Source organism: Caldicellulosiruptor diazotrophicus, assembly GCF_017347585.1.
Taxonomy (GTDB): domain Bacteria; phylum Bacillota; class Thermoanaerobacteria; order Caldicellulosiruptorales; family Caldicellulosiruptoraceae; genus Caldicellulosiruptor; species Caldicellulosiruptor diazotrophicus.
Genome location: NZ_AP024480.1, coordinates 1269401 through 1291274 on the forward strand (window position 1 = coordinate 1269401; position 21874 = coordinate 1291274).

Annotated in this window: 21 protein-coding genes; 2 read left to right on the top strand and 19 right to left on the bottom strand. The window is 34.3% G+C overall.

Annotation, left to right across the window (positions count from 1 at the left end):
- Nucleotides 1-22: 22 nt before the first annotated feature.
- The 13 genes from CaldiYA01_RS06085 to mtaB form a co-directional block, all read right to left on the bottom strand.
- Entirely contained in the window at nucleotides 23-724 is a 702-nt protein-coding gene (locus CaldiYA01_RS06085; protein WP_207182619.1) for a PHP domain-containing protein, read from the bottom strand.
- Nucleotides 721-1059 carry a DRTGG domain-containing protein gene (locus CaldiYA01_RS06090; protein ID WP_207182621.1) on the bottom strand — a complete coding sequence of 113 codons (339 nt, stop codon included), beginning with the start codon at nucleotides 1057-1059 and terminating at the stop codon, nucleotides 721-723. Before CaldiYA01_RS06090 ends, CaldiYA01_RS06085 begins: the two co-directional genes overlap by 4 nt.
- Nucleotides 1059-2390 carry a [Fe-Fe] hydrogenase large subunit C-terminal domain-containing protein gene (locus tag CaldiYA01_RS06095; RefSeq protein ID WP_207182623.1) on the bottom strand — a complete coding sequence of 444 codons (1332 nt, stop codon included), beginning with the start codon at nucleotides 2388-2390 and terminating at the stop codon, nucleotides 1059-1061. The genes CaldiYA01_RS06090 and CaldiYA01_RS06095 overlap by 1 nt, the downstream gene beginning before the upstream one ends.
- Before the next feature lie 32 nt (nucleotides 2391-2422).
- Nucleotides 2423-2842, bottom strand: coding sequence for an ATP-binding protein (locus tag CaldiYA01_RS06100; protein WP_207182625.1), 420 nt, complete (start codon nucleotides 2840-2842; stop codon nucleotides 2423-2425).
- A 5-nt stretch (nucleotides 2843-2847) separates the two neighbouring features.
- On the bottom strand, nucleotides 2848-3201 hold the full coding sequence (locus CaldiYA01_RS06105) for a hypothetical protein (RefSeq protein ID WP_207182627.1): 354 nt from the start codon (nucleotides 3199-3201) through the stop codon (nucleotides 2848-2850).
- 20 nt (nucleotides 3202-3221) lie between these two features.
- Nucleotides 3222-4031 (bottom strand): TlyA family RNA methyltransferase, encoded by an 810-nt coding sequence (locus CaldiYA01_RS06110; protein WP_207182629.1) that lies wholly within the window; start codon nucleotides 4029-4031, stop codon nucleotides 3222-3224.
- Complete coding sequence (gene dxs, locus CaldiYA01_RS06115; RefSeq protein WP_207182631.1) at nucleotides 4028-5878, bottom strand: 1-deoxy-D-xylulose-5-phosphate synthase; 1851 nt, start codon at nucleotides 5876-5878, stop codon at nucleotides 4028-4030. The genes CaldiYA01_RS06110 and dxs overlap by 4 nt, the downstream gene beginning before the upstream one ends.
- 18 nt (nucleotides 5879-5896) lie before the next feature.
- The gene (locus CaldiYA01_RS06120; RefSeq protein WP_207182633.1) at nucleotides 5897-6448 is read right to left on the bottom strand and encodes a hypothetical protein; all 552 of its coding nucleotides are present in this window, start codon (nucleotides 6446-6448) and stop codon (nucleotides 5897-5899) included.
- Nucleotides 6449-7172: 724 nt separating this feature from the next.
- On the bottom strand, nucleotides 7173-7619 hold the full coding sequence (locus tag CaldiYA01_RS06125) for a divergent PAP2 family protein (RefSeq protein WP_207182635.1): 447 nt from the start codon (nucleotides 7617-7619) through the stop codon (nucleotides 7173-7175).
- Nucleotides 7620-7626: 7 nt separating this feature from the next.
- Entirely contained in the window at nucleotides 7627-9771 is a 2145-nt protein-coding gene (locus CaldiYA01_RS06130; protein WP_207182643.1) for an ATP-dependent helicase, read from the bottom strand.
- Nucleotides 9772-9777: 6 nt separating this feature from the next.
- Nucleotides 9778-12153, bottom strand: a complete 2376-nt coding sequence (gene pheT / locus CaldiYA01_RS06135; protein WP_207182648.1) for a phenylalanine--tRNA ligase subunit beta — start codon at nucleotides 12151-12153, stop codon at nucleotides 9778-9780.
- Between the two features lie 27 nt (nucleotides 12154-12180).
- The gene (pheS, locus tag CaldiYA01_RS06140) at nucleotides 12181-13203 is read right to left on the bottom strand and encodes a phenylalanine--tRNA ligase subunit alpha (protein ID WP_207182649.1); all 1023 of its coding nucleotides are present in this window, start codon (nucleotides 13201-13203) and stop codon (nucleotides 12181-12183) included.
- Between the two features lie 25 nt (nucleotides 13204-13228).
- Nucleotides 13229-14533: a tRNA (N(6)-L-threonylcarbamoyladenosine(37)-C(2))-methylthiotransferase MtaB gene (gene mtaB, locus CaldiYA01_RS06145; RefSeq protein ID WP_207182654.1), complete on the bottom strand. Its 1305-nt coding sequence runs from the start codon at nucleotides 14531-14533 to the stop codon at nucleotides 13229-13231.
- A 203-nt stretch (nucleotides 14534-14736) separates the two neighbouring features.
- On the opposite strand from mtaB, the gene CaldiYA01_RS06150 reads away from it, so the two are divergent.
- A complete protein-coding gene (locus CaldiYA01_RS06150; protein ID WP_207182656.1) occupies nucleotides 14737-14967 on the top strand; it encodes an HPr family phosphocarrier protein in 231 nt (76 codons plus the stop codon).
- Between the two features lie 40 nt (nucleotides 14968-15007).
- Here CaldiYA01_RS06150 and CaldiYA01_RS06155 read toward each other — a convergent pair whose 3' ends face one another.
- Together CaldiYA01_RS06155 and aroC are read right to left on the bottom strand one after the other, a co-directional pair.
- Nucleotides 15008-16132, bottom strand: coding sequence for a D-alanyl-D-alanine carboxypeptidase family protein (locus CaldiYA01_RS06155; RefSeq protein WP_207182658.1), 1125 nt, complete (start codon nucleotides 16130-16132; stop codon nucleotides 15008-15010).
- 59 nt (nucleotides 16133-16191) lie between these two features.
- The gene (gene aroC, locus CaldiYA01_RS06160) at nucleotides 16192-17343 is read right to left on the bottom strand and encodes a chorismate synthase (RefSeq protein WP_207182661.1); all 1152 of its coding nucleotides are present in this window, start codon (nucleotides 17341-17343) and stop codon (nucleotides 16192-16194) included.
- A 101-nt stretch (nucleotides 17344-17444) separates the two neighbouring features.
- Between aroC and CaldiYA01_RS06165 the strand changes: the two genes are divergently transcribed.
- Nucleotides 17445-17960: a hypothetical protein gene (locus tag CaldiYA01_RS06165; protein WP_207182663.1), complete on the top strand. Its 516-nt coding sequence runs from the start codon at nucleotides 17445-17447 to the stop codon at nucleotides 17958-17960.
- 9 nt (nucleotides 17961-17969) lie between these two features.
- Here the strand turns inward: CaldiYA01_RS06165 and CaldiYA01_RS06170 are convergent, their stop codons facing one another.
- The 4 genes from CaldiYA01_RS06170 to ybeY are packed head-to-tail and all read right to left on the bottom strand — an operon-like array spanning nucleotide 17970 to nucleotide 21860.
- Complete coding sequence (locus CaldiYA01_RS06170) at nucleotides 17970-19592, bottom strand: MBL fold metallo-hydrolase RNA specificity domain-containing protein (RefSeq protein ID WP_207182665.1); 1623 nt, start codon at nucleotides 19590-19592, stop codon at nucleotides 17970-17972.
- 15 nt (nucleotides 19593-19607) lie between these two features.
- Complete coding sequence (locus CaldiYA01_RS06175) at nucleotides 19608-20675, bottom strand: DUF3048 domain-containing protein (protein ID WP_207182667.1); 1068 nt, start codon at nucleotides 20673-20675, stop codon at nucleotides 19608-19610.
- Between the two features lie 13 nt (nucleotides 20676-20688).
- Nucleotides 20689-21387 carry a diacylglycerol kinase gene (locus CaldiYA01_RS06180; RefSeq protein WP_207182669.1) on the bottom strand — a complete coding sequence of 233 codons (699 nt, stop codon included), beginning with the start codon at nucleotides 21385-21387 and terminating at the stop codon, nucleotides 20689-20691.
- Nucleotides 21384-21860 carry an rRNA maturation RNase YbeY gene (gene ybeY / locus CaldiYA01_RS06185; protein WP_207182672.1) on the bottom strand — a complete coding sequence of 159 codons (477 nt, stop codon included), beginning with the start codon at nucleotides 21858-21860 and terminating at the stop codon, nucleotides 21384-21386. The genes CaldiYA01_RS06180 and ybeY overlap by 4 nt, the downstream gene beginning before the upstream one ends.
- Between the last annotated feature and the right edge of the window lie 14 nt (nucleotides 21861-21874).

The following is a 21874-nucleotide window of genomic DNA, read 5'->3' on the forward strand; positions in this document are numbered from 1 at the left end:
TGAAGTATAAATTTTGGAGAATTTAATTGAAAAATATTGTATACAGTATATCACTTTCAATAAAAAATTCTCTCTCATTTATCTCCCATAGATGATGAGCGTCTGATGAATATAAGTAAACATAATTTCTGTTTTGAGGAAGAAAATTAGTAAATTCTATTTCAGAGGTTTTAGAAACCTCTAAAAAAGTCAAATCAGTTAGATCCTCAGGCAAAAAGCCAAGCCTCCCAATTACACCAAAAGACTGTCTGTTTATGTGTGCAGGTACAAAAACCATATTATAGAATTTAGATATTTCGTAAACTTGTTTTAAACTTAGTAAAAGTGGTTGAAGAAGAAGTTTTTCATAGCTTCCAATTACATTGTCCTGAATATCAACAGTATACTGATTACCGTAAATATCTTCTCTGAGCTTTATAAAAGGTAGATGCTTTTCAATAATGTCCTGAAATTCTCTTATAATACGAACATCTTTATGCTTAAAATACAAAAGAACATGTATCTCCTCTTCTGTTTCTATCTCAACCCCAGGTATAAACAAGATGTCAAGCAAGGTTGCCACTTCTAAAAAACTTTCAAGGTTTAAGGTGCAGTTATGGTCTGTCACAGCTATAACATCTAATCCTTTTAATTTAGCCATATTTATTATATTATGCGGGGTCATATCATTGTCTGCACAAGGAGAAAGCAACGAATGAATATGAAGGTCATAATAAAGTTTCATAATTTATCTTCCTTTTCTTTAAGAATCAACAGCCTTGCTGTTTCAAAATGTGAAAGTTCTGTTGTAAAAATTGGTATTTGCTGCTCTATTGATCTTTTAAGCATATCAGAATCGGGTTTTACTCCTTCTGTTAAGATTATTGCTTTTACTTCTCTGAGAGTTGCTATAGCAACCACATTTACATTGTTTTGAATGGTTATCCATATACTGTTATCCTTGATATGTGATATTGCAAAACTTAACACATCTCCAATGTATACATTTTCATACCGTTCATTCTTTACAACCCCATTTGCTAATTCAAAATACTTGCCTAAATCCAAAATACTTGGCACTATTCATCATTCCTTTCAAGTGATGGTGGAAGTTTATTCGAAAGTTCAACCATTTTGTTTGCAAGCTCTTTTATGCTTTCCCTAAGAATAAAAATACAATCTGTATCATTAGCAAAACCACGTACTATATCCTCTGCAAGAGTTTTACATGTAGGTGAACCACAAGCCCCACAATCCAAACCAGGTAACATACTAAGGATATTATTTAACTTTTCAAACTTTTCCATAGCTCTCTCAATATCAGAGTCAAGTTCAAGGACAGGGTTTGTTTCTAATTCTTTTTCAAAAAGAATATCCTCAAGCTTAAGAGAAAAACTATTAATAATCTCCTCCGTCCACCATGAAAAACTCTCTTCTTTGTCTTTTAATTTGGAAGACAATCTTTTAATACGATTTTTAGCAACATACGGATTTTCCACTGTAAGCGGTCCTCCGACACACCCACCGCTGCATGCAAGACCTTCAAAATATACAATATCTTTGAGTCTGCCATTTTCAATCTCTTCTAAAACTTTTACTACATTGTGAATACCATCTACATTTACATACTCTTCAATTTCCAACGCTAAGCTTTCACCGCCTGATGCTGCCCAACCAATACCCTTACCTGAGGCAATTGAAAGAAGCTTTACATCTTTTATTTCTCTTAGCTTACTTCTTACAAGTCCATAAACATCTTTTATCGCTATTACTCCATCCACGTATGAGCGTTTAAAACCAAGGGGACTGTTTACATATGTCATCTTTGCTGCACATGGAGAGATAAAAAAAACCCCTATTTTACCTTCTTCAATTCTCTTTTCTCTTTGTATCTTTTTCTTAGCAATATATGCAGCAACTTCCATAGGCGAGGCAATTGGCAGGATATTCTCTATAAGGTCTGGAAATTTTGTCTGGATAAGCCTGACAACTGCCGGGCATGCAGAGGAAATTATTGGTTTTTTGCTTTTATTATTGAGAATAAACTGTTTTGTAAAGTGGGTTACTATCTCGGCTGCTTTTGCAACCTCAAATACATCATCAAACCCTATGTCAAGCAAAACATACAGAAGCTTATTCACATCGTCAACCTCAAACTGAGCATAAAAAGAAGGAGCTGGCAGTGCAACTTTATATTGAAATTTATTGATTTCCTCTAAACTATCAGTAACAGCATATTTTGCATGGTATGGACATGTCCTTATGCACTCTCCACAGTCTATACACCTCTGATCAATAATCCTTGCTTTTGAGTTTCGCACCCTAATGGCTTCAGTAGGACATCTTTTAATACAGTTTGTACACCCTTTACATTTCTCTTTGTCAAGCATAATAGAATGTAAATTTTTCATTTATAGTTCACTTCCCCACATTTCAAAGATGGTCATTTATTGTAAATAACCATATATACCCTTGTACCTTTGCCTTTTTGTGAATCAATCTCAAAATAATCTGAGTACTTTTTCATGTTTGGAAGTCCCATCCCGGCTCCAAATCCTAAGTTTCTTATCTCTTCCGGAGCTGTGGAATATCCTTCTTTCATAGCAAGCTCAATGTTTTCAATTCCAGGTCCACTGTCTTGAGCTATTATTTCAATCTTGTCCTTTGAAATTATGGCTTTTAAAATACCACCAATTGAATGTATAACAATATTCATCTCTGCTTCATAAGAGACAATTGCAACTTTTTTAAGTATCTCTGGTTTTACTCCAAGTTTTTTTAAAGTCTCTTTAATTTTAGAAGAAGCTTCACCTGCTAATATAAAATTGCCCGGTTCAATCTCAAATTCCAGATCAATAAGCATCTTTTTCAGCAGCACCTTTCTTTCCCAAGTCCATTTTCATAAAGTATTCCGCATGCTTGAAACATAGGATAATCCGTTCCGAGAAGAGCTATACACTTTTCTTTCGCAAGTTTCAACATTTCTTCAGATGGTTGCTTACCTCGAACAATTATCACAGCTTTTATATCCATCATCTCTGCAGTTCTTATCACTTGAGGATTTACAAGACCCGTCAATAAAATCACCTTCTCTTTTACAAATGCCAAAACGTCGCTCATAAGATCAGAACCACATGCATTTAAAAATTCTTCATTATATAGCTCTTCAGGCTCGAAATAAACCGTGCAATTTAAAAGCTCTTTAATTTTTGTTAATTTCATAACAAATAACCTCCAAATTTTTACTTTTTTCCGCTTAATACTTCAAACGCCTGATTGACAATTTCTTTTATTAACATATCGTTCACACAATTTTTTGTTGAATCTTCCATTTTAATGTAGAGAAGATACTCAATATTTCCCTCTGGTCCTGTGATTGGCGAATACGTCAGGCCATTAATTGAGATTCCAAGCGAAAAATAGTGATCAATTACCTTTTTGATTACATTTTTATGAGTTTCTTTAGACTTTACAACTCCTCTTTTTCCAACCTCCTTTCTTCCCGCTTCAAACTGAGGTTTTATCAGCAAAACACCTTCTGTTCCATTTTCCATAAACTCCTTTATCTTTTCCGAAATCAGGTTCAAAGAAATAAAGGAGACATCGCATACTATTATCTCAATATTATCCTGAATACTTTTTCTATCAAAATATCTAAAATTAGTCTTTTCAAAATTTACTACTCTCGAGTCTTCTCTCAACTTCCATGCAAGCTGACCATATCCCACATCCACACAATAAACCTTTTTAGCGCCATGTTGGAGCAAACAGTCTGTAAACCCTCCTGTTGAAGCACCAATGTCAAGTGCAATCTTACCTTCAACGTCAATTTGAAAAAACTCTAAAGCTTTTTCAAGTTTAAGACCACCTCTACTAACATATTTTAGTGGTTCTTTTATTATTATCTGGCTGCTTTCATCTATCATCTCTCCTGCTTTTTCTATCTTTTGATTATTAACATAAACGTTGCCACTCAAAATTAACGCTCTTGCCTTTTCACGTGATTCTACCAGACCTCTTTCAACAAGAAGTATATCAGCCCTCTTTTTCAACTCTCTATCAACTCCATGATAATTTTTGTTAAGTTTTCTCTGTCCATCCCGAGCATAGAATAAAGCTGAGAAATTGAACCATGAGGAATAAATCTATCAGGTATAGCAATGTGCTTAATCTCTGCCGATCTTTCTTCAGCTATGATACTTTTTATTTTTTCACCAAGCCCACCAATGACGCTATTATCCTCTACAATCAAAATCTTTTGATGTGTACTTGCTATTCTTTTTATAATCGCGCTATTCAATGGTTTTATAAATCTTACATTTACCAGTGTTACATCCAACTTGTTTCTGCTAATAATATCATACAACATTGAAACATGTCTTCCAATAGAAAATACGGCCAGGTATTTTCCTTCTTTTAGTACCTCTGGCTCAGAAAGTTTAATTTCATCATAAATACCTACCTGTTTGCAGCTTCCGCGTGGATATCTTATCGCAATAGGTCCGTCTTGATAAAAAGCTGCAAATTCCAACATCATTTCAAATTCTTTTGTATCTTTCGGTACCATCAATATCAAGTTTGGAATCAAGCTCAAATACGATATATCAAAACTTCCATGGTGTGTCTCTCCATCCTCACCAACAAGACCCGCTCTGTCTACACAGAAAACCACGTTTAAGTTTTGAAGACACACATCATGAATAATCTGGTCAAAAGCCCTTTGTAGAAAAGTTGAATATATTGCAACAAACGGTTTAAATCCTTCTTTTGCAAGAGCACCTGCAAAAGTAACCGCATGTTCTTCTGCTATTCCAACATCAAAAAACCTCTGAGGATACATCTTTGCAAACCTACTAAGGCCAGTACCATCTGGCATCGCAGCGGTGATTGCTAATATTTTTTGATTGTACTTGGCAAGCTCGCAAAGTTTATCACCCAAAACCTCAGAAAATGTCTTTGAAGTATTGTCAGATAAATGATTGCCTGTTTCTATGTCAAATGGTGGAACACCATGGAATTTCTCTGGAAATCTTTCTGCATGTTCATATCCTTTACCCTTTTGTGTAACAACATGAACCAAAACAGGTCTTTCAAAATTCTTGATACTTTCAAACACTTCACAAAGTCTTTCTATGTCATGACCATCAATAGGTCCATAATATTCAAATCCAAGAGCTTCAAACAAAGTTCCAGGAAAGAAAAAATATTTTAAACTTCCCTTTACCTTTCTTACAAATTTACTTAAGTTTTTCCCAACAACCGGTATTCTTTCTACTAAACTATCGGCAGCTTTTTTTAACTTAAAATAACGTGGTTTTGTTCGTACCTTTGATAGATATTTTGCAATTGCACCAACATTTTTAGAGATTGACATTTCATTATCATTCAAAATAACAAGAAGTTTTCCATTATATCTGCCGGCATTATTAAGTCCTTCATATGCAAGTCCTCCAGTTAAAGCTCCATCACCAATAACAGCAATCACTTTGTAGTCTTCATTTTTAAGATCGCGCGCAACTGCAAATCCCAGGGCAACAGAAATAGAAGTAGAGCTATGTCCAGTATCAAACGAGTCATAAATGCTTTCTTTTGACTTTGGAAAACCACTCAGACCACCAAATTTTCTTAAAGTATTAAATTTTTGCTTCCTTCCTGTTAAAATTTTATAAACATAACACTGATGTCCTACATCCCACACAATTTTATCTTTTGGTGGATCAAATACTTTCAGCAGAGCAAGAGTCAGTTCAACAACCCCTAAATTTGCTGCCAAGTGTCCACCCGTATTTGCAATGTTATACAACAGAAATTCTCTTATCTCATCTGCAAGTTCATATAGTTCAAATACACTCAATTTTTTTACGTCTTCAGGATAGTTCACTTTTTCTAATATACCCAATACCTCTCACTTCCCAAGTTACATTTTTAAAAATATTCCAATAATCTTTCCGCATATTTTAACAATCTCATTACTCTTATGGACTGCAAAATACTTTCCGATTGACTTACCAGATATTGTTATAGCAGCAACCATTGCAGTCAGAAGTATAGAAAGAAGAATTGGATTTGCTTTGCTATTTTTAGTTATATAAAATACAATACTTGCAGAAAGTGCACCACTCAATATTCCGCAAATATCCCCTATAACATCGTTGCAAATAGAAGATACCTTGCTTGCATTTTTTATAAGCCATACACTTGCTTTTGCACCTTTTACTTTCTTTGCAGCCATTGCATGGAAAGGAACTTCATCGGCTGCAGTTGTTGCAATTCCAATTATGTCAAAGATTATCCCTAACAGCATTATACAAAATAAAAGTGTGAATGAAGTTATTATAGGTAATCTTTCTGATACACAGCTTGAAATATAATTTAGAGTAGCTGACAATAAAAACGATAAAACAAATAATATCAATGTCCACTTTAAATATTCTCGTTTTTTATTCTGAAATTTTTTTTTATTTTTCATTTTTTATCTCCCATGATATTCTATTTCAAGAAGACATATAAATTTATTGGGATAGGGTGATTTTACGAAGGGTAAATTTTGCGGCTTAAGGTCTGGTAGGATTTCCCCCAAACTTACCTCCCGTCACCAGGAGGCGGTTTCCCTTTAAAAGTTTGGGTGTGCGGTTGCCCAACACACAACCAGATCGCCACTTAGTCCGCACTTTAATCCCCTTCGTAAAGCCAATACATGGCACAGCCTAGGAGCTTTCCTCGGCAGAGGGCATGCTTTCTTAGCCTCTTTTGCGAAATAGATTTCAGACCCCAAGACCTTCCTAAAAACGGGCCCTATTTTTAGGAAGGCCAGAAATTCGGCCATCCGTCTATTCCGCTCAAGGCAGGCTACACTACCCCAAGCACATCCTTTTTCAAAAAAGATGTACCTGGCGGTAGGTTTTACTAACGCACAAAAAGCTTTATTTCTTTTTGTGCGTTAGCCTCCACGGGAAAAGGGTTGCATCCTGCATGCCATTGCAGGACTCCCTTAACCCTTACTCCCAGCTTCAACCCCTGACTGGGCGTCAGAAGCCGAAACCAGGAACTTCATCGGTGTGCCCTTTGGCGGATTTTTAGGCCCGCCTTCGAAAGCAGCCACTCTGACTAGGATACTGCATCACCCTATCCCATTTAACATTCTTGATTATTCAGTTTACAGAGTATTATTATATCACAGCTTTTGTCTTGCTTCAAATCATTATTGTGGCAATTAATATTCCAACTATAGCTCCTGCAAAGACTTCCGTAGGTTTGTGCCCTATGAGCTCTTTTAGTTTATATTGAGGCTTGTAATGTGGTGAGAGATATATCTCAATTATTTCATTTAAGGTCTGTGCCTGTTTTCCAGCCTCTCTTCTTACTCCCGCTGCGTCGTACATTACAATTAAAGTGAATGTCAATGAAATAGCAAAATTAGTTGAGCTAAATCCATCTAAAAGTCCTACAGCAGTTGAAAGCCCACATGCAAAAGCTGAATGAGAACTTGGCATTCCTCCAGAGCTTATGAACCATTTAAGATTAACTTTTCTTGTCATGATAAACCCTATCACAATCTTTAAAAACTGTGCAGCAAACCAGCTGACAACGCCAACCTGTAACGCTCTATTCTTTAAAATCTCTAAAATAACCTCTTTCATCTTTCCATCAACCAATCCTTTTAAGATTTGCATAGGACAGAAGTAGTCTTTTTTGACCTATCTTTTCAAAATCTACTATCACCTCTCTCATATCATCTGAAAGCCATACAACTTTACCAACTCCAAACTTCCCATGCTGGACTTTGTTGCCCACTTGTAGATTGTTAATAGAAAAATCTTCAGCCTGATTAATCTTAACAGAAAATTTTTGGTGAGTTTTAATAATAGGACTATTAACAACTTGAATGTATTTTTGAGGAATCTCCTCAATAAAACAAGACCTTTGTCGTGAAGAAAGTCTGCCAAATACTCTTCGATTGTTAGCATATGTCAGAACAAGAAGTTTTTTTGCTCTGGTAATTGCAACGTAACACAGTCTTCTTTCTTCTTCAAGTTCTTTTTCAGCCTCGATTGGTTCTTCAGCCCTGACAAGTGGAAACAGTCCTTCTTCCAGTCCTGTGAGAAAGACAACTTCAAATTCCAATCCTTTTGCAGCATGAACTGTCATAAGCGAAACTTTTTCCTCTTTTTGAGTATCCTCATCATCAGAACTTAAAGTAATAGAGTTCAAAAAATTTTGCAAGGTTGGCTCCTCATTTTCTTCTTCAAAAATAGCTGCAGCACTTATAAGCTGCTCAATATTCTTGGCTCTTTGAAACTCCTCTTCATTTTTGCTACTGAGCAAACTTTCTAAATACTCTGTCTTGTCAAGCACAAGTTTAATGGTCTGGCTTACAGACAAATTTTCTGCTTCGGCTTTTAAATCTTCTATCAGAGATATAAAGCCTTTTAACTTTTCATATGTCTTTTTGTCAAAATCAAATTTTGCTCGCTCGAGTAAAACTATATACGCTGAAACACCATACTCTTCACTCAAAACTTTTATTTTTTCTATGGTACTGTTTCCAATTCCTCTTCTAGGAACATTAATAATCCTAAATAGACTCAAATCGTCATGCGGATTTGTAATGAGTCTTAAATAAGCAATAATATCTTTTATTTCTTTTCTTTCATAAAAACGCAAAGCACCTACAACTTTATATGGTACAGAATAAGCCGAAAGTACATTCTCAAAGTTAATAGACTGAGCATTTGTCCTGTAAAGCACTCCTATTTCGGATGGTGAAAGTCCGCTTTCAATGAGGTTCTTCACGCTTGATGCAACAAACTCTGCTTCATTTACTTCATCAAATGCTGAGTATAGAAAAATCTTTTCACCCTCAAGGTTGTCTGTCCACAGCTTTTTAGATTTTCTGTAGTAATTGTTTTTTATAACCTCATTTGCAGCTGAGAGTATTGTCTTTGTAGACCTGTAGTTTTTTTCTAATTTTATCACCTTGGCATCGCTAAACACCTTTTCAAATTCCAAAATATTTTTTATATTTGCTCCTCTGAAACTGTATATACTTTGGTCGTCATCACCGACAACACAGACATTTCTGTGTTTCTGTGAAAGTAGATAAACAAAATAAAACTGAGCATGATTTGTGTCCTGGTACTCATCTACCAAGATATACTTAAACTTATTCTGATACTTTTCCAGAATATCAGGGTTTGTTTGAAAAAGAACTACAGTATAATATAGAAGGTCATCAAAGTCAAATGCGTTATATTCTCTCAAAAGTTTATTGTAAAGTTTATACACTTCAACAACACGACCATCAACCTCACCGTATCTGTATACATCGGAAGGTCCAATTAACTGATTTTTAAAATTACTAATCTGCCTTGATACATATCTAATATCAAGGCGCTCTGTATCGATGTTTAGCTTGTCAAAACACTCTTTCAAAAGCTGGTTTCTATCCTGGGTATCAAATATTACAAAGTTGTTTGAAAATCCTATATTATGAGCTTCCATTCTCAAAATCCTTGCACATGCAGCATGAAAAGTAGACACCCACATCTCTGAAAACGACTGAGTACTTACAAGCCTTTTTATCCTTTCTTTCATCTCATCAGCAGCTTTATTTGTAAAAGTAATTGCAAGAATATTGGCCGGACTTGCTAACCCCATATTCAAAATATATGCTATCCTGTATGTTATGACACGAGTTTTACCTGAACCTGCACCAGCCAATACTAAAAGCGGCCCTTCTGTTGAAAGAACCGCCTCTTTTTGCTGTTCATTTAATTCTTTTAACCATTCCATCTCTTTCTACTCCCGCAAACTTATATTGTAGCTTTTAAGCTCATCCAAGATTTTTTCTTGAAGCTGGTTAATATCACTATCTGAAAGTGTTTTTGTTTTTGACCTAAAAACCGCTTTATAGGCATAACTTTTAAAACCTGGCTTTATTTGTTGCCCTTTGTACACGTCAAACAGACGAAACTCTTCTAAAATGTCAGAGCTATATTTCTTGAAGATTTCTTCAATCACCCTGCTTTCTAAATCGTCTGGCACAACAAAGGCATAGTCTCTCTCAACAGCAGGATATTTTGGAAGCGGAACATACCGCTTTTCTTTCTTCTCTGCCTCAAGCAGCTCATCTATAAAAAGTTCTGCATATACAACTCTTGTGGGAATGTCAAATTTTTCTAATATATCCGGATGAACTTCTCCAATGTAGCCCACAAGAAAACTCTCATCGGTATAAATCTTTGCTGAACGTGTAGGATGCAAATTTGGATTTTGATGTTGCGATGAAAACTTAACATCTTTTATTCTTAGCATGTCAAAAAGATTTTCAAGTACACCCTTTAAAGAATAAAAATCCTGAGACGAACTTCCTATTGCCAAAACAGGTTTTTCTTCCGGAAGTTTCTCGCCTGATTTCTTAAATACTGTAGATAGCTCAAATATTTTCACATCTTTTATATTTCGCGATATATTGAGGTAAACTGTTTTTAATATGGAAGACAAAAGCTGCATTCGCATGATAGAAAAATCTTCTCCGAGTGGATTTGAAATCTTGACAGCATCATCCAAGTTATACCCTTTTAAAACTTCATAAACCTTTGGTGATTCAAATGAATACGAATAAATCTCATAATAACCACTGTTGGCAAGAAAATTTTTTACACTATTTACCATTCTTTGTTTTTGTGTAAGACCAGAAGATATAGCATTTCCCATGAAAACCCGCGAAGGTAGTTTATCATACCCATATATTCTTATTACCTCTTCAGAAATATCGGCCATATCTTCAATATCAGTCCTAAAAGGGGGTACTATGAACACATTTTTTTCTTCATCATATTTTATTTCAAGTCTGTTAAGAATATTCACCACTTCGTCTTTTTCAATTCTAAGACCAAGAAGTTTTTCTATATATGAAAAATCAGCTTTTATTTCTACCTGCTGCCATGGGCTAACATAAGTATCTACAATTCCTTGTACAACCTCGCCTGCTCCAATTTGTTCAATCAAAGCACACGCTCTTTGAATTGCAAGTTCTGCAAAATATGGACTCAAACCTTTTTCAAACCTGTTTGAAGCTTCTGTTCTAAGCCCCAAATATCGTGCTGTCCTTCTTACCATTGCAGGATTAAAAGTTGCAGATTCTAAAAGTACTAAAGTTGTACTCTCATCAACTTCAGTATCTAATCCACCCATCACACCTGCAACAGCTATAGCCCTTTTTTCATCTGCAATAACAATGTCGGATGACCGCAAAATCCTTTCCACACCATCAAGAGTTATAATCTTTTCGCCATCACTTGCAAGTCTTACAAAAATACTCCTGCCATAAATTTTGTTGAGGTCAAACGCGTGAAGAGGTTGACCCATCTCGAGCATTACATAATTTGTCACATCAACAATATTATTTATTGGTCTTACACCGCAAGCTATAAGTCTTCTTCTCAGCCACAGAGGCGACTCTTCAATCTTTACGTTTTTTACCACTCTCCCAATATACCTTCTACAAATCTTTTTGTTCTGAATTTCAATACTATCTATATAATTTTTTACCGGTTCATCTGCCTCTTTGAAACTTAAATTTGGAAATTTAAGGGGTTTATTTAAAATAGCAGCTATCTCTCTTGCAATACCCACAATACTTAAACAGTCGGGTCTATTTGAGGTTATTTCAAAATCAATTATCACATCATCTATTCCAAGTGCAGTCTTTATGTCATTTCCTATCATGCTGTCATCCATACCTTCAAGAATAAATATGCCATTCTCATCAGCATATGAAAACTCGCTACGGGTAAGCCCAAGCTCCTCCAACGAACACAACATTCCTTCTGATACTATCCCCTTGAACTCAAGAACATCAATTGTTTTACCATTTGCCAAGACAGCACCTGGTTTTGCTACAGGGACATGTAAACCCTTTTTTACGTTTTTTGCTGCAGTTATTATTGTAAGTATTTTATCTTTTGTATCTACTTTGCAAACAAAAAGATTCTGGTTATGGGGGTGCAAAGAAATTTCCAAAACTTTACCTACTACTACATTTTTAATATTCTCAAGTCTCTTTTCATATCCCTCTACCTTTGTTCCGCTCATAGTAAGTTTATCAACAAGCTCATCAACCGAACAATCTATATCAACATAACTTTTTAACCATTCCAACGAAACCTTCAATATTCTTCACTCCTTCTGTACAAAGTTTTATCTGAATTGTTTCAAAAATCTTAAATCATTTTCGTAAAAGAGTCTGATATCTTCAATCTCATATCTCAAAAGCGCTATTCTCTCAACACCCATACCAAATGCAAAACCAGTGTATATATCGGGATCAATTCCACAGTTCAAAAGAACTTTTCTGTGAACCATTCCTGCGCCAAGTATTTCTATCCAACCTTCACCCTTACACGTTCTGCATCCTTTCCCACCACAGAAGATACACGAAATATCAACCTCGGCCGAGGGTTCAGTAAACGGGAAATGATGCGGTCTGAACCTGACCTTGGTCTGTTCACCAAAAAATCTTTTTGCAAACACTTCAAGGGTTCCTTTTAAATCAGCCATTGTAACCCCTTTGTCAACAAACAGTCCTTCTATTTGGTGAAAAATTGGAGAGTGTGTACTATCCACCTCATCCGACCTATATACCCTTCCAGGAGAAATTATTTTAATTGGAGGTTTTTTACTTTTCATTACCCTGATTTGAACAGGGGATGTATGTGTTCTTAAAAGCACGTCGTCATATATATAAAAAGTATCTTGAGTATCTCTTGCAGGATGATCAGCGGAAATATTCAATGCCTCAAAGTTATAATAATCAAGCTCTACTTCCGGCCCCTCTGCAATTTCATATCCCATATTCAAAAAGATTTCTGCTATTTCATTTTGAACCTGAGAAAGAATATGAATAGACCCAATTTCTACTCTTTTGCCAGGTATAGTAACATCAATGCGTTCATTTTGTATCCTCTTTTGCTTCTCTTCCTCTAAAAACTTTTTTCGCATGACAGCAATACTTTCTTCAAGGTACTCTCTTAGACTATTTAATTCTTTTCCCATTTGAGCACGAATTTCTGGTTCAAACTTTGATAGCTCTTTCAGTTTACTTTTCAAAATGCCTTTTTTACCCAAATACTTGACCTGAAAATCTTCAAGTTCTTGCAAATTCTTGATTTTTGACAATTCTTCCACACATTGGCTTTTTAAATTTGCTATATCAGTGTTCAATATTACACACCACCTTTTTGTATTTTTATTGGATTATTTCTCCTTTAACATATTGTTCAAATGCTTGTATAATCTTAACTTTGTAAATTTCACCAGGTATTATCGTATGGGTTTTTCTTACTAACGTACGGATATAATTTCCCGAATATCCTTCGTAATATCCGTCGAAATCAGAATCCCGTTCAATCAAAACTTCTAACGTCTTCCCAACAAACTTACTATGAAATTGATATGAAAGTCTCTCTGCTACTTCTTTCATTATCTTGCTTCGTCTTTCTTTCTCTTTGTTATCTACATGGTTGGGCATCTCAAAAGCTTTGGTACCCTTCTTTGGCGAAAATCTGAACACGTGAATTCGTGAAAAACCTATCTTCTGAACAAACTCTAAAGTAGCATTAAAATCTTCTTCTGTTTCTCCTGGAAAACCCACTATAATATCAGTGGTAAATGCTACATCCTCCCATTCTTCTCTTATTCTATCTACTATACCTTGGTACTGTGCTGTAGTGTAATGTCTGTTCATAAGTTTCAATATTTTATCACTGCCACTTTGAAGCGAAAGATGTAAATGATGGCACAGCTTGTCAAAACTAAGCAACCTCTCTATAAATTCATCATTCATTATAACCGGTTCTAAAGAACTCAGTCTAATTCTTTTAACACCTTCAATTTTATTTACCCTATCAATAACATCTATAAGGGTAACATTTCCATTTAAATCTTTCCCATAAGATGAGATGTTAATTCCTGTTATAACAAATTCCTTGTAACCCCTCTTAACAAGCCTTATAACCTCTTCTTCTATACTTTTTAAACTTCTACTTCTAACAGCTCCCCTTGCATATGGGATTATACAATAAGAACAAAACTGTTCACAGCCTTCTTCTATCTTTATAAAAGCTCGACTGCGTTCATTAAATTCTGATATCTTAAGCTCTTCAAAGGCTTCCCTTTTATATCCTTCATCTATTGCTACAATTTTCTTTTTGTTCTCTAAATATTCTTTAATGTAATCAACAATTTTTTGTCTATCTTTAGTCCCAATTATAATATCTATATCTTTTATCTTCTCAACTTCATGGGGATACACTTGAGGATAGCATCCCATTACAACCACGATACTTTGAGGAGAAAGCTTTCTAGCCTTTTTTATTACCTGTCGTGATTTTCTATCACTTGCGTTGGTAACTGTACATGTATTTATCACGTACACGTCTGCCTTGCTTTCAAAGTCGACAATCTCAAACCCGATTTTTTTAAAAAGTTCAGCTACTGCTTGAGTTTCATATTGGTTGACCTTACATCCAAGTGTATAAAAAGCAACCTTCAATTTGACTTGTTCACCTCCACATTTAAGTTATATTATAATATTTAGTTGCCAATTAGTGAAGAGCTAAAAAATATATCTTTGATTGTTATTTTTCTATGAAAAAAGGGTATAGAAAATGTGTAAGGAGTTAATTGATTTAAAGCTCATAAACATGATATGATAAATAATGAGTATTATTTTTGTTGTGAAGGGAGGAATTTAAAATGAAAACAGTAACAGTAAAGCTAAACACAATTGACGCTGTCAAGAACTTTGTCAACATTGTTAGTAAGTACCCGTTTGATATTGACCTTACATCAGGAAGATATGTTGTTGATGCAAAGTCCATTATGGGTATATTTAGTTTGGATCTAAGCAAACCTATTAAAGTTGAAATTCACTCAGACAATTGCGATGAATTAATCAAAGAACTTGAACCGTTTATAGAAAAATAAGAAAAATAAATTTAGCGTGGATGAAAAATCCACGCTAAATTTATTTTTGTCTCCTCCTATTTTCAAACAATTTTTCTTTTATTCTATCCCATAAAGATTTTCTTGGACATTCTTGTAATGCAAGAAGGGGAAGGCTCTGTTTTTCATTTTTAAGATACACATTCAACCGACCAACTACCTTGTTTTTTTCGACAGGAGCTTCCGTTGCTTGCAAAAGCATATCTATTTTCGGAAAACAGCTTGATTCAATCACCCAATAACATTCATGTGTCGTTCCAACTTTTACCCAATCACTTTTTCCATTTTTAACTTTAACATAACCCATTTCGCCAGGTAGTAGTTTTATCACTTTAAAGTTATTATAACAATAGTCGAGAATCTTTTGTGTATCATTCCACATATCCGAAGCATTTAAAACCACACATATAACTCTAAAATCATCTCTGTAAACAGAAGTTACAAGACACCTACCTGCCTTTTTTGTAAATCCAGTTTTTACACCATCAGCCCCAGGATATAATCGTAACATCTTATTTTTATTTCTGAGAATTCTGTTGTAAGGTCTTGTAGTCCACGGTACTTCTTTTTCTTTGGTTTTTACTATCTGCCTAAACACTGGATTTCTCATAGCATATGCTGTAAGTTTCGCAAGATCGTGAGCTGTTGTATAGTGTTGACCTTGTTCCAAACCATGTGGAGATGAAAAAACAGTATTTGAAAGTCCAAGTTCTTTTGCTTTCTTGTTCATAAGATTAACAAATTTTTTTACATCACCAGCTGTTGCTATCGCCAAAGCAACAGCAGCATCGTTTCCAGAAGAAAGCATAAGCCCATATAAAAGGTCTATTATTTTCAATTTTTCTCCTTTTTCGAGGTACATAGATGACCCTGGAACTCCCACAGCCTGTGGCGGAATTTCAATTTCTTTATTTACATCGCAGTTTTCTAACACCAGGATTGCTGTCATTATTTTTGTTGTGCTTGCCATCGGAAGTTTTAAATCCTTATTTTTTTCAAAGAGAATTTTCCCTGTTACCCATTCAATAGCTATTGCAGATTTAGAGCTCAGTTGTGGCAAATTCTTTTTCTCATTTGCATAGCATATGTTACCGAATGTTGTAATCATTATTAATGTAAATATAAGGACAAATGCCCTTGATTTCATTATAAAAAAACACCCCCACATCTACTCAGTATACCCATGGATGTGAGGGAATATGTATTTTACCCTTTATTATAAATTCTTTTGAAAGTCTCTAACATAGTCTTAGCAGAATCTCCTCCTAACCTTTCTATTAAAGCATTTGCCAAAACATACGCAATTGCCGCCCTCATAACAATACTTCCCGCAGGCACAGCACATATGTCAGACCTTTCCACTGCTGCCTCAGCAGGTTGAAATGTTCTTATATCTACACTTTTGAGGGGTTTATATAAAGTTGGAATTGGTTTAAAAGCAGCACGAACCACAATATCCATACCGTTTGAAATTCCGCCCTCTATACCACCTGCATTGTTCGTCTTTCGATAAAAACCTATCTTTTCATCATAATAAATTTCATCATGAACTTCAGAACCAAACCGCCTGGCTGATTCGAAACCCATGCCAATTTCAACACCTTTTACAGACTGAATACTCATCACAGAATATGCAATCTGTGCGTCAAGCTTTCTGTCCCAGTGAACATGACTGCCAAGACCATAGGGAACATTTTTGCAAATTACTTCAGCAATACCACCTACGCTGTCACCCATTTGTTTTGCTATCTCAATCTCTTGTTTCATCTTCATTTCAGCTTCCTTGTCAATACAAAACAGATCAGAAGAAGATAAAGCCTGTTCAAAAAGTTCTGTGTCATCAAATGAATACGATTTTGTAAGCCGTACTCTCCCAATCTCAATAACGTGGTTATAAAGTTTTATACCGAACATTTTCAAAAGTTCTTCACAAACAGCTCCAACTGCTACCCTTATAGCGGTTTCTCTTGCACTGGCTCTTTCCAATACATTTCTTGCATCATCAAATTCATACTTTAAACAGCCAGCCAAATCTGCATGACCAGGCCGTGGAACTGTAACTTTTTTGGTATCCATATCACATTGCATTGAATCCATAAAATTCTTCCAATTTTCGTAATCATTATTTTCAATTACCAATGTAATAGGAGATCCTGTGGTAAAAGAGTTCCTCACCCCTGATAAAATTTTTACTCTGTCTTTTTCTATCTCCATTCGTTTTCCTCTACCATAACCTCTTTGGCGTAGTTGTAAAAGACGGTTTATATTTTCTATGCCTATTTTTACATGTGCGGGAAATCCTTCTATTATGGCTATTAAAGCTCTTCCGTGGGTTTCACCAGCGTCTAAGAATCTCATTATTTCACCTCAGTTTTTTATTTTTTGTATCAAATAAACTATTCCTCTCAAATATAATGGTAATATACTAAACTATTATTATTTCTGGGTAGAAAGTAAATATGAAAAGAAGACTTGTTCGCATACTCTTTACATTATTGACAGTTTATATAATCTTGAGCATATTTATTATTAAAAATACGGATAAATACGTATACATTTATCATGAACCTTCAAATTTATCCAACCGTTATGGAAAATCAGAATACTCAATAATTATTCAGAATATAAAAGTAAGCCTTGAAAAAGCAACAAAAGAAAAATTTTATATCACATACTCACAAGTTACCGGAAATCAGAGTTATTTTGGCTTAACTCTTATTTTAGAGAACTTAGAGAAAAAAAAGATTAATAAAGCTGCATTCGAATACATTTACATTGAAGACGCAAACACAAAACAAAAATTTTATCCAATTCCTTATTTTGAAATAGAGAATTTTCCTCAAGACCAACCTATATGGTATAAAGCAAAATTTTATGCTAAATTTCATCTATTACCACATAATATTTCTGAAATAAATATCTATTTTAAATTTGAAGGTAAGCTATTTATTCTTAAAAATGTCGATATAAGATAAACATTCTTTTCAATAATCATTCAACGCAAGGCTGAGAAGGTATCTCAGTTCTTCTAAATTCGAATTGAGTGTAGATAGCCTTTCTGGAGAAATAGCAGAGTTTTTAACACCTTCTTTTATTCTATCAAGTTCATATTCAATTTCTTCAATCTGAGCAAGTACCGAAAGATTTACAAATGAAGGAAGTTCTGAGAATATTCTCTCACTTTGTGAAATATATTCAGGTGTAATTTCATACATCTCGCCACGCATAGGGATAATGACATCTGTGTTAAATCGTTTTTGTAATTCTCTTGCAAATTCAATTTGAACTTCCTTCTCTCCATGAACTACAAAAATCTTCTTTGGTTTTTGGTTCATCTGTTCAATCCACGAAAAAAGCCCATTTTTATCTGCATGGCCAGAATATGCCTCGATATACTCAATCTTTGCTCTAACTTCTACCTCTTCACCAAATATTTTTACCTTTTTTTGTCCATCCAAAAGCTTTCTTCCAAGCGTGTTTGGTGCCTGATAACCAACAAAGAGTATTGTGTTTTTCTCATTCCATAAATTGTGTTTAAGATGATGTTTTATCCTTCCTGCCTCACACATCCCACTCGAAGAAATTATTATACAACTTCTGTCATACTCATTCAACCATTTTGACTCATCAACAGATTTTATGAACCTCAAATTAGGTGGTTCAAGGGGATATATACCATTTTTTATAAACATAGCTGCCTCTGAATCAAAATAATCTATATGTTTTTTATATATAGTTGTTGCAGAAGTTGCAAGTGGACTGTCAACAAATATCTCTATATTTTTCAAAATTTTGGCTTCCTTAGTGTTAGTATTGATTTCTTTTGCAATCTCGTACAATATTTCCTGGGTTCTACCAACTGCAAAAGATGGAATTATAACCTTTCCGCCGTTTGAAAGAGTTGTACTAATTATATCTATTAGTTTTTTAGATTTGTTTTCACCGTCTACATGAAGTCTATTTCCGTAAGTACTTTCAATAAACAAATAATCGCAACCATCTAATATGGTAGGGTCTTTCAAAATAGGAATATTCCTGTTTCCTAAATCACCAGAAAAAACAAGTTTGTACTCCTTACCATTTTCTTTTATATAGAGCTCAACTATTGCTGAACCAAGCATATGGCCAGCATCTTTAAAAACAAAACTCAATTTTTTGTCTATTTGAATTTTTTGCTCATATTTTACCCCTCTGAAATGTTTCAAGACATTTTCGGCATCTTCTGAGGTATAAAGCGGTTGCAGTTGTTCTTTCCCTTCTCTTTTCCTTTTTCTGTTCTTCCACTCAATTTCACTTTCCTGAATATGAGCGCTGTCTGGTAACATAATGCTACACAGGTCCACCGTGGCATCTGTTGTGTAAATTACACCTCTAAAACCATCTTTATAAAGTTTGGGGATTCTTCCACTGTGGTCAATATGAGCATGAGAAAGAATAACAAAATCAATTTCAGATGGATTAAAAGGAAATGATTCATAGTTGAGCAGTTCTTCTGTCAAACCACCTTGAAACATACCACAATCTAATAAAAATTTTTTATCTTCAATGTCAAAAAGGTAGCATGATCCTGTCACACTCTGAGCTCCACCTATAAAAGTTATCTTCAAATTTTTTCTCTCCTTTCATTCAAACTTAACCTTACCATACTGTGGTACAATCTCAAACCATGTGTTACCTTTTAAAAGCTTAATCTCCTGCCCATTTTCGTCTTTTATTATAAATGAATTTTCCATATCAAATTCATAAGTGATTGGAATAGTCTTTCCCATTTGCAGAACATACCCTTCCCCTCTTGAAAAATTCACTTCCTGCCTACCTTTGTCATCGTTTTTTATTGTGTCATAGTGAGCAAAAATTATTACTAAGTTTTTTGCAGTAAGTACCGCACCTGTCTCTTTGTCAAGATGAGGTTTTTCTTTGATAAACCTCTTGTAAACTTTTTTATGTTCATCATATTCATATCTTACATAATACCATCCAGAAAAAGTAATTTTTATTTTAGTGTTTTCTGAAATCCATTTATTTACAACTTCATCTGTTAAAGGATATGTTTTGTAAGTTTTCTGCATTTTGTAACCCTTTTTATCGAAAAAAGCTGTAAGTTTTTCCATAGAAGAATAAAGATTATGCGGTGCTTTTCTATCTGAGGTTCTGAAGAAAATTCCACCACCTGTGTAAATAGCATCAATATGAGGTATAAAATTCTGTTTGAAAAGCCTGTAAGCTTGTGGGCTTCCACCACAGTGTACAAAGTAGGCATTAAGTGATTTTGCTATCTGCATAAAATATGGTCTTGCACTTCTTATAGGTCCAACTTTTTTAGGATATGTATGGTGATATATTGCCATAATTCGTGTTGCCCCACCCTCAATTAAAGCCTCATAAATGTACTCAGCTTGGTTTAACGAAGATTGAGGAATTGCGCCAGGCTCATTATTAACCATAATTGCTATTATTTGATGTTCATCTTTTGAATAAATAGCTTGTCCAGTGAATCTGCAAAAATAGTCAAATTGCTGTGAGTGACTATTATCTTTTTCTTCTTTATTGATTGTTTGTAATGTTTTACTTGTTTTAGAGATTCCATTTTTAGTTCCTTTTTTACTACATGCTGATAAGGAAAAAATTATTATTCCCATTATTATCAATAGTAAAATCTTTTTTAAATAAAATTCATTTTTTTGTTTCATAAAGGTCCCTCTTTCATTTTATTTTGAATATCAAAAGGGTTACAAGAACTCCAATAATGGCACCCACAACTGTCTCCCAAACTGTATGAATCTTTGCTTCTATTCTACTTTCAAGTACCAATAGAGCCAAAAATAAAGCAAGTGATACTATTATGAGGTTATTTGTGAGCATTAAAATAGCAGTCGCTGCAGCAAAAGCTAAGGCAGTATGACCGCTTGGCATTCCACCCTGCATAAATTTTGTTCTATTTGTAATAGCCTTAACAACTATTATGACCATTGCTACAATTATAAGGGATAAAAATACTACATGAAAAGAAATACCTCTTATATGTTTAAGTGTTAATTCTATTGGTAACTTTATTTTATCATAAAAAAGAAAATATCCTATAGTCAATGACATTAAGGCAGCAACAAATACAGATCCCGCTGCTACGTCTTTTGCTATTTTTGCTTTCGGTTCAAACTCTTTTGCTATTAGGTCTATGGTATTCTCTATTGCAGTATTTATAAGTTCTGTTGCAATAACAAGGCCGACACAAATAAGTACTAATACAGTTTCAATCTTATTAAGTTTAAAAACAATAGTTAAAAAAAGAATTGTAAAAGCTATTATAAAATGAATCTTCATATTTCTTTGGGTCTTAAAAGCAATTATTATACCATTTATTGCATTGTCAAAACTCTCCAGCAAGGTTCTTCTTTTGTTCATCTTGTCAACCCCATACTCTGTAAAATTTGTTCTTCATACTCCCTCATTATTTTTCTATCATTCTCTTCTATGTGGTCGAAACCTAAAAGATGTAAAACAGAATGTACAGTTAAATATGCAATCTCTCTTTCCAATGAGTGACCAAATTCTTTAGCCTGCTGCGCTGCTTTCTCTATTGAAATTACAATGTCACCAAGAGGAATTTCATCTTCCATAATTACTATATCTTCTAAAAGCTTACCATTTTTAAATTCGAATATAGGAAAAGATAGGACATCTGTTTCTTTATCGACATTTCTATAATTTCTATTGAGGTCCTTTATGAAGCTGTTATCAACTATGAGCACACTTATTTCAAATTTTTCTTCCTCCAAGAAAACTTTAATTGTATTTACAATCGACTCTTCAATTATCTTCGAAATATGTTGATCTATATCAACCTTATCCTGCTGATTTTGAATGAATATTTTCACTTCTTACCATCACC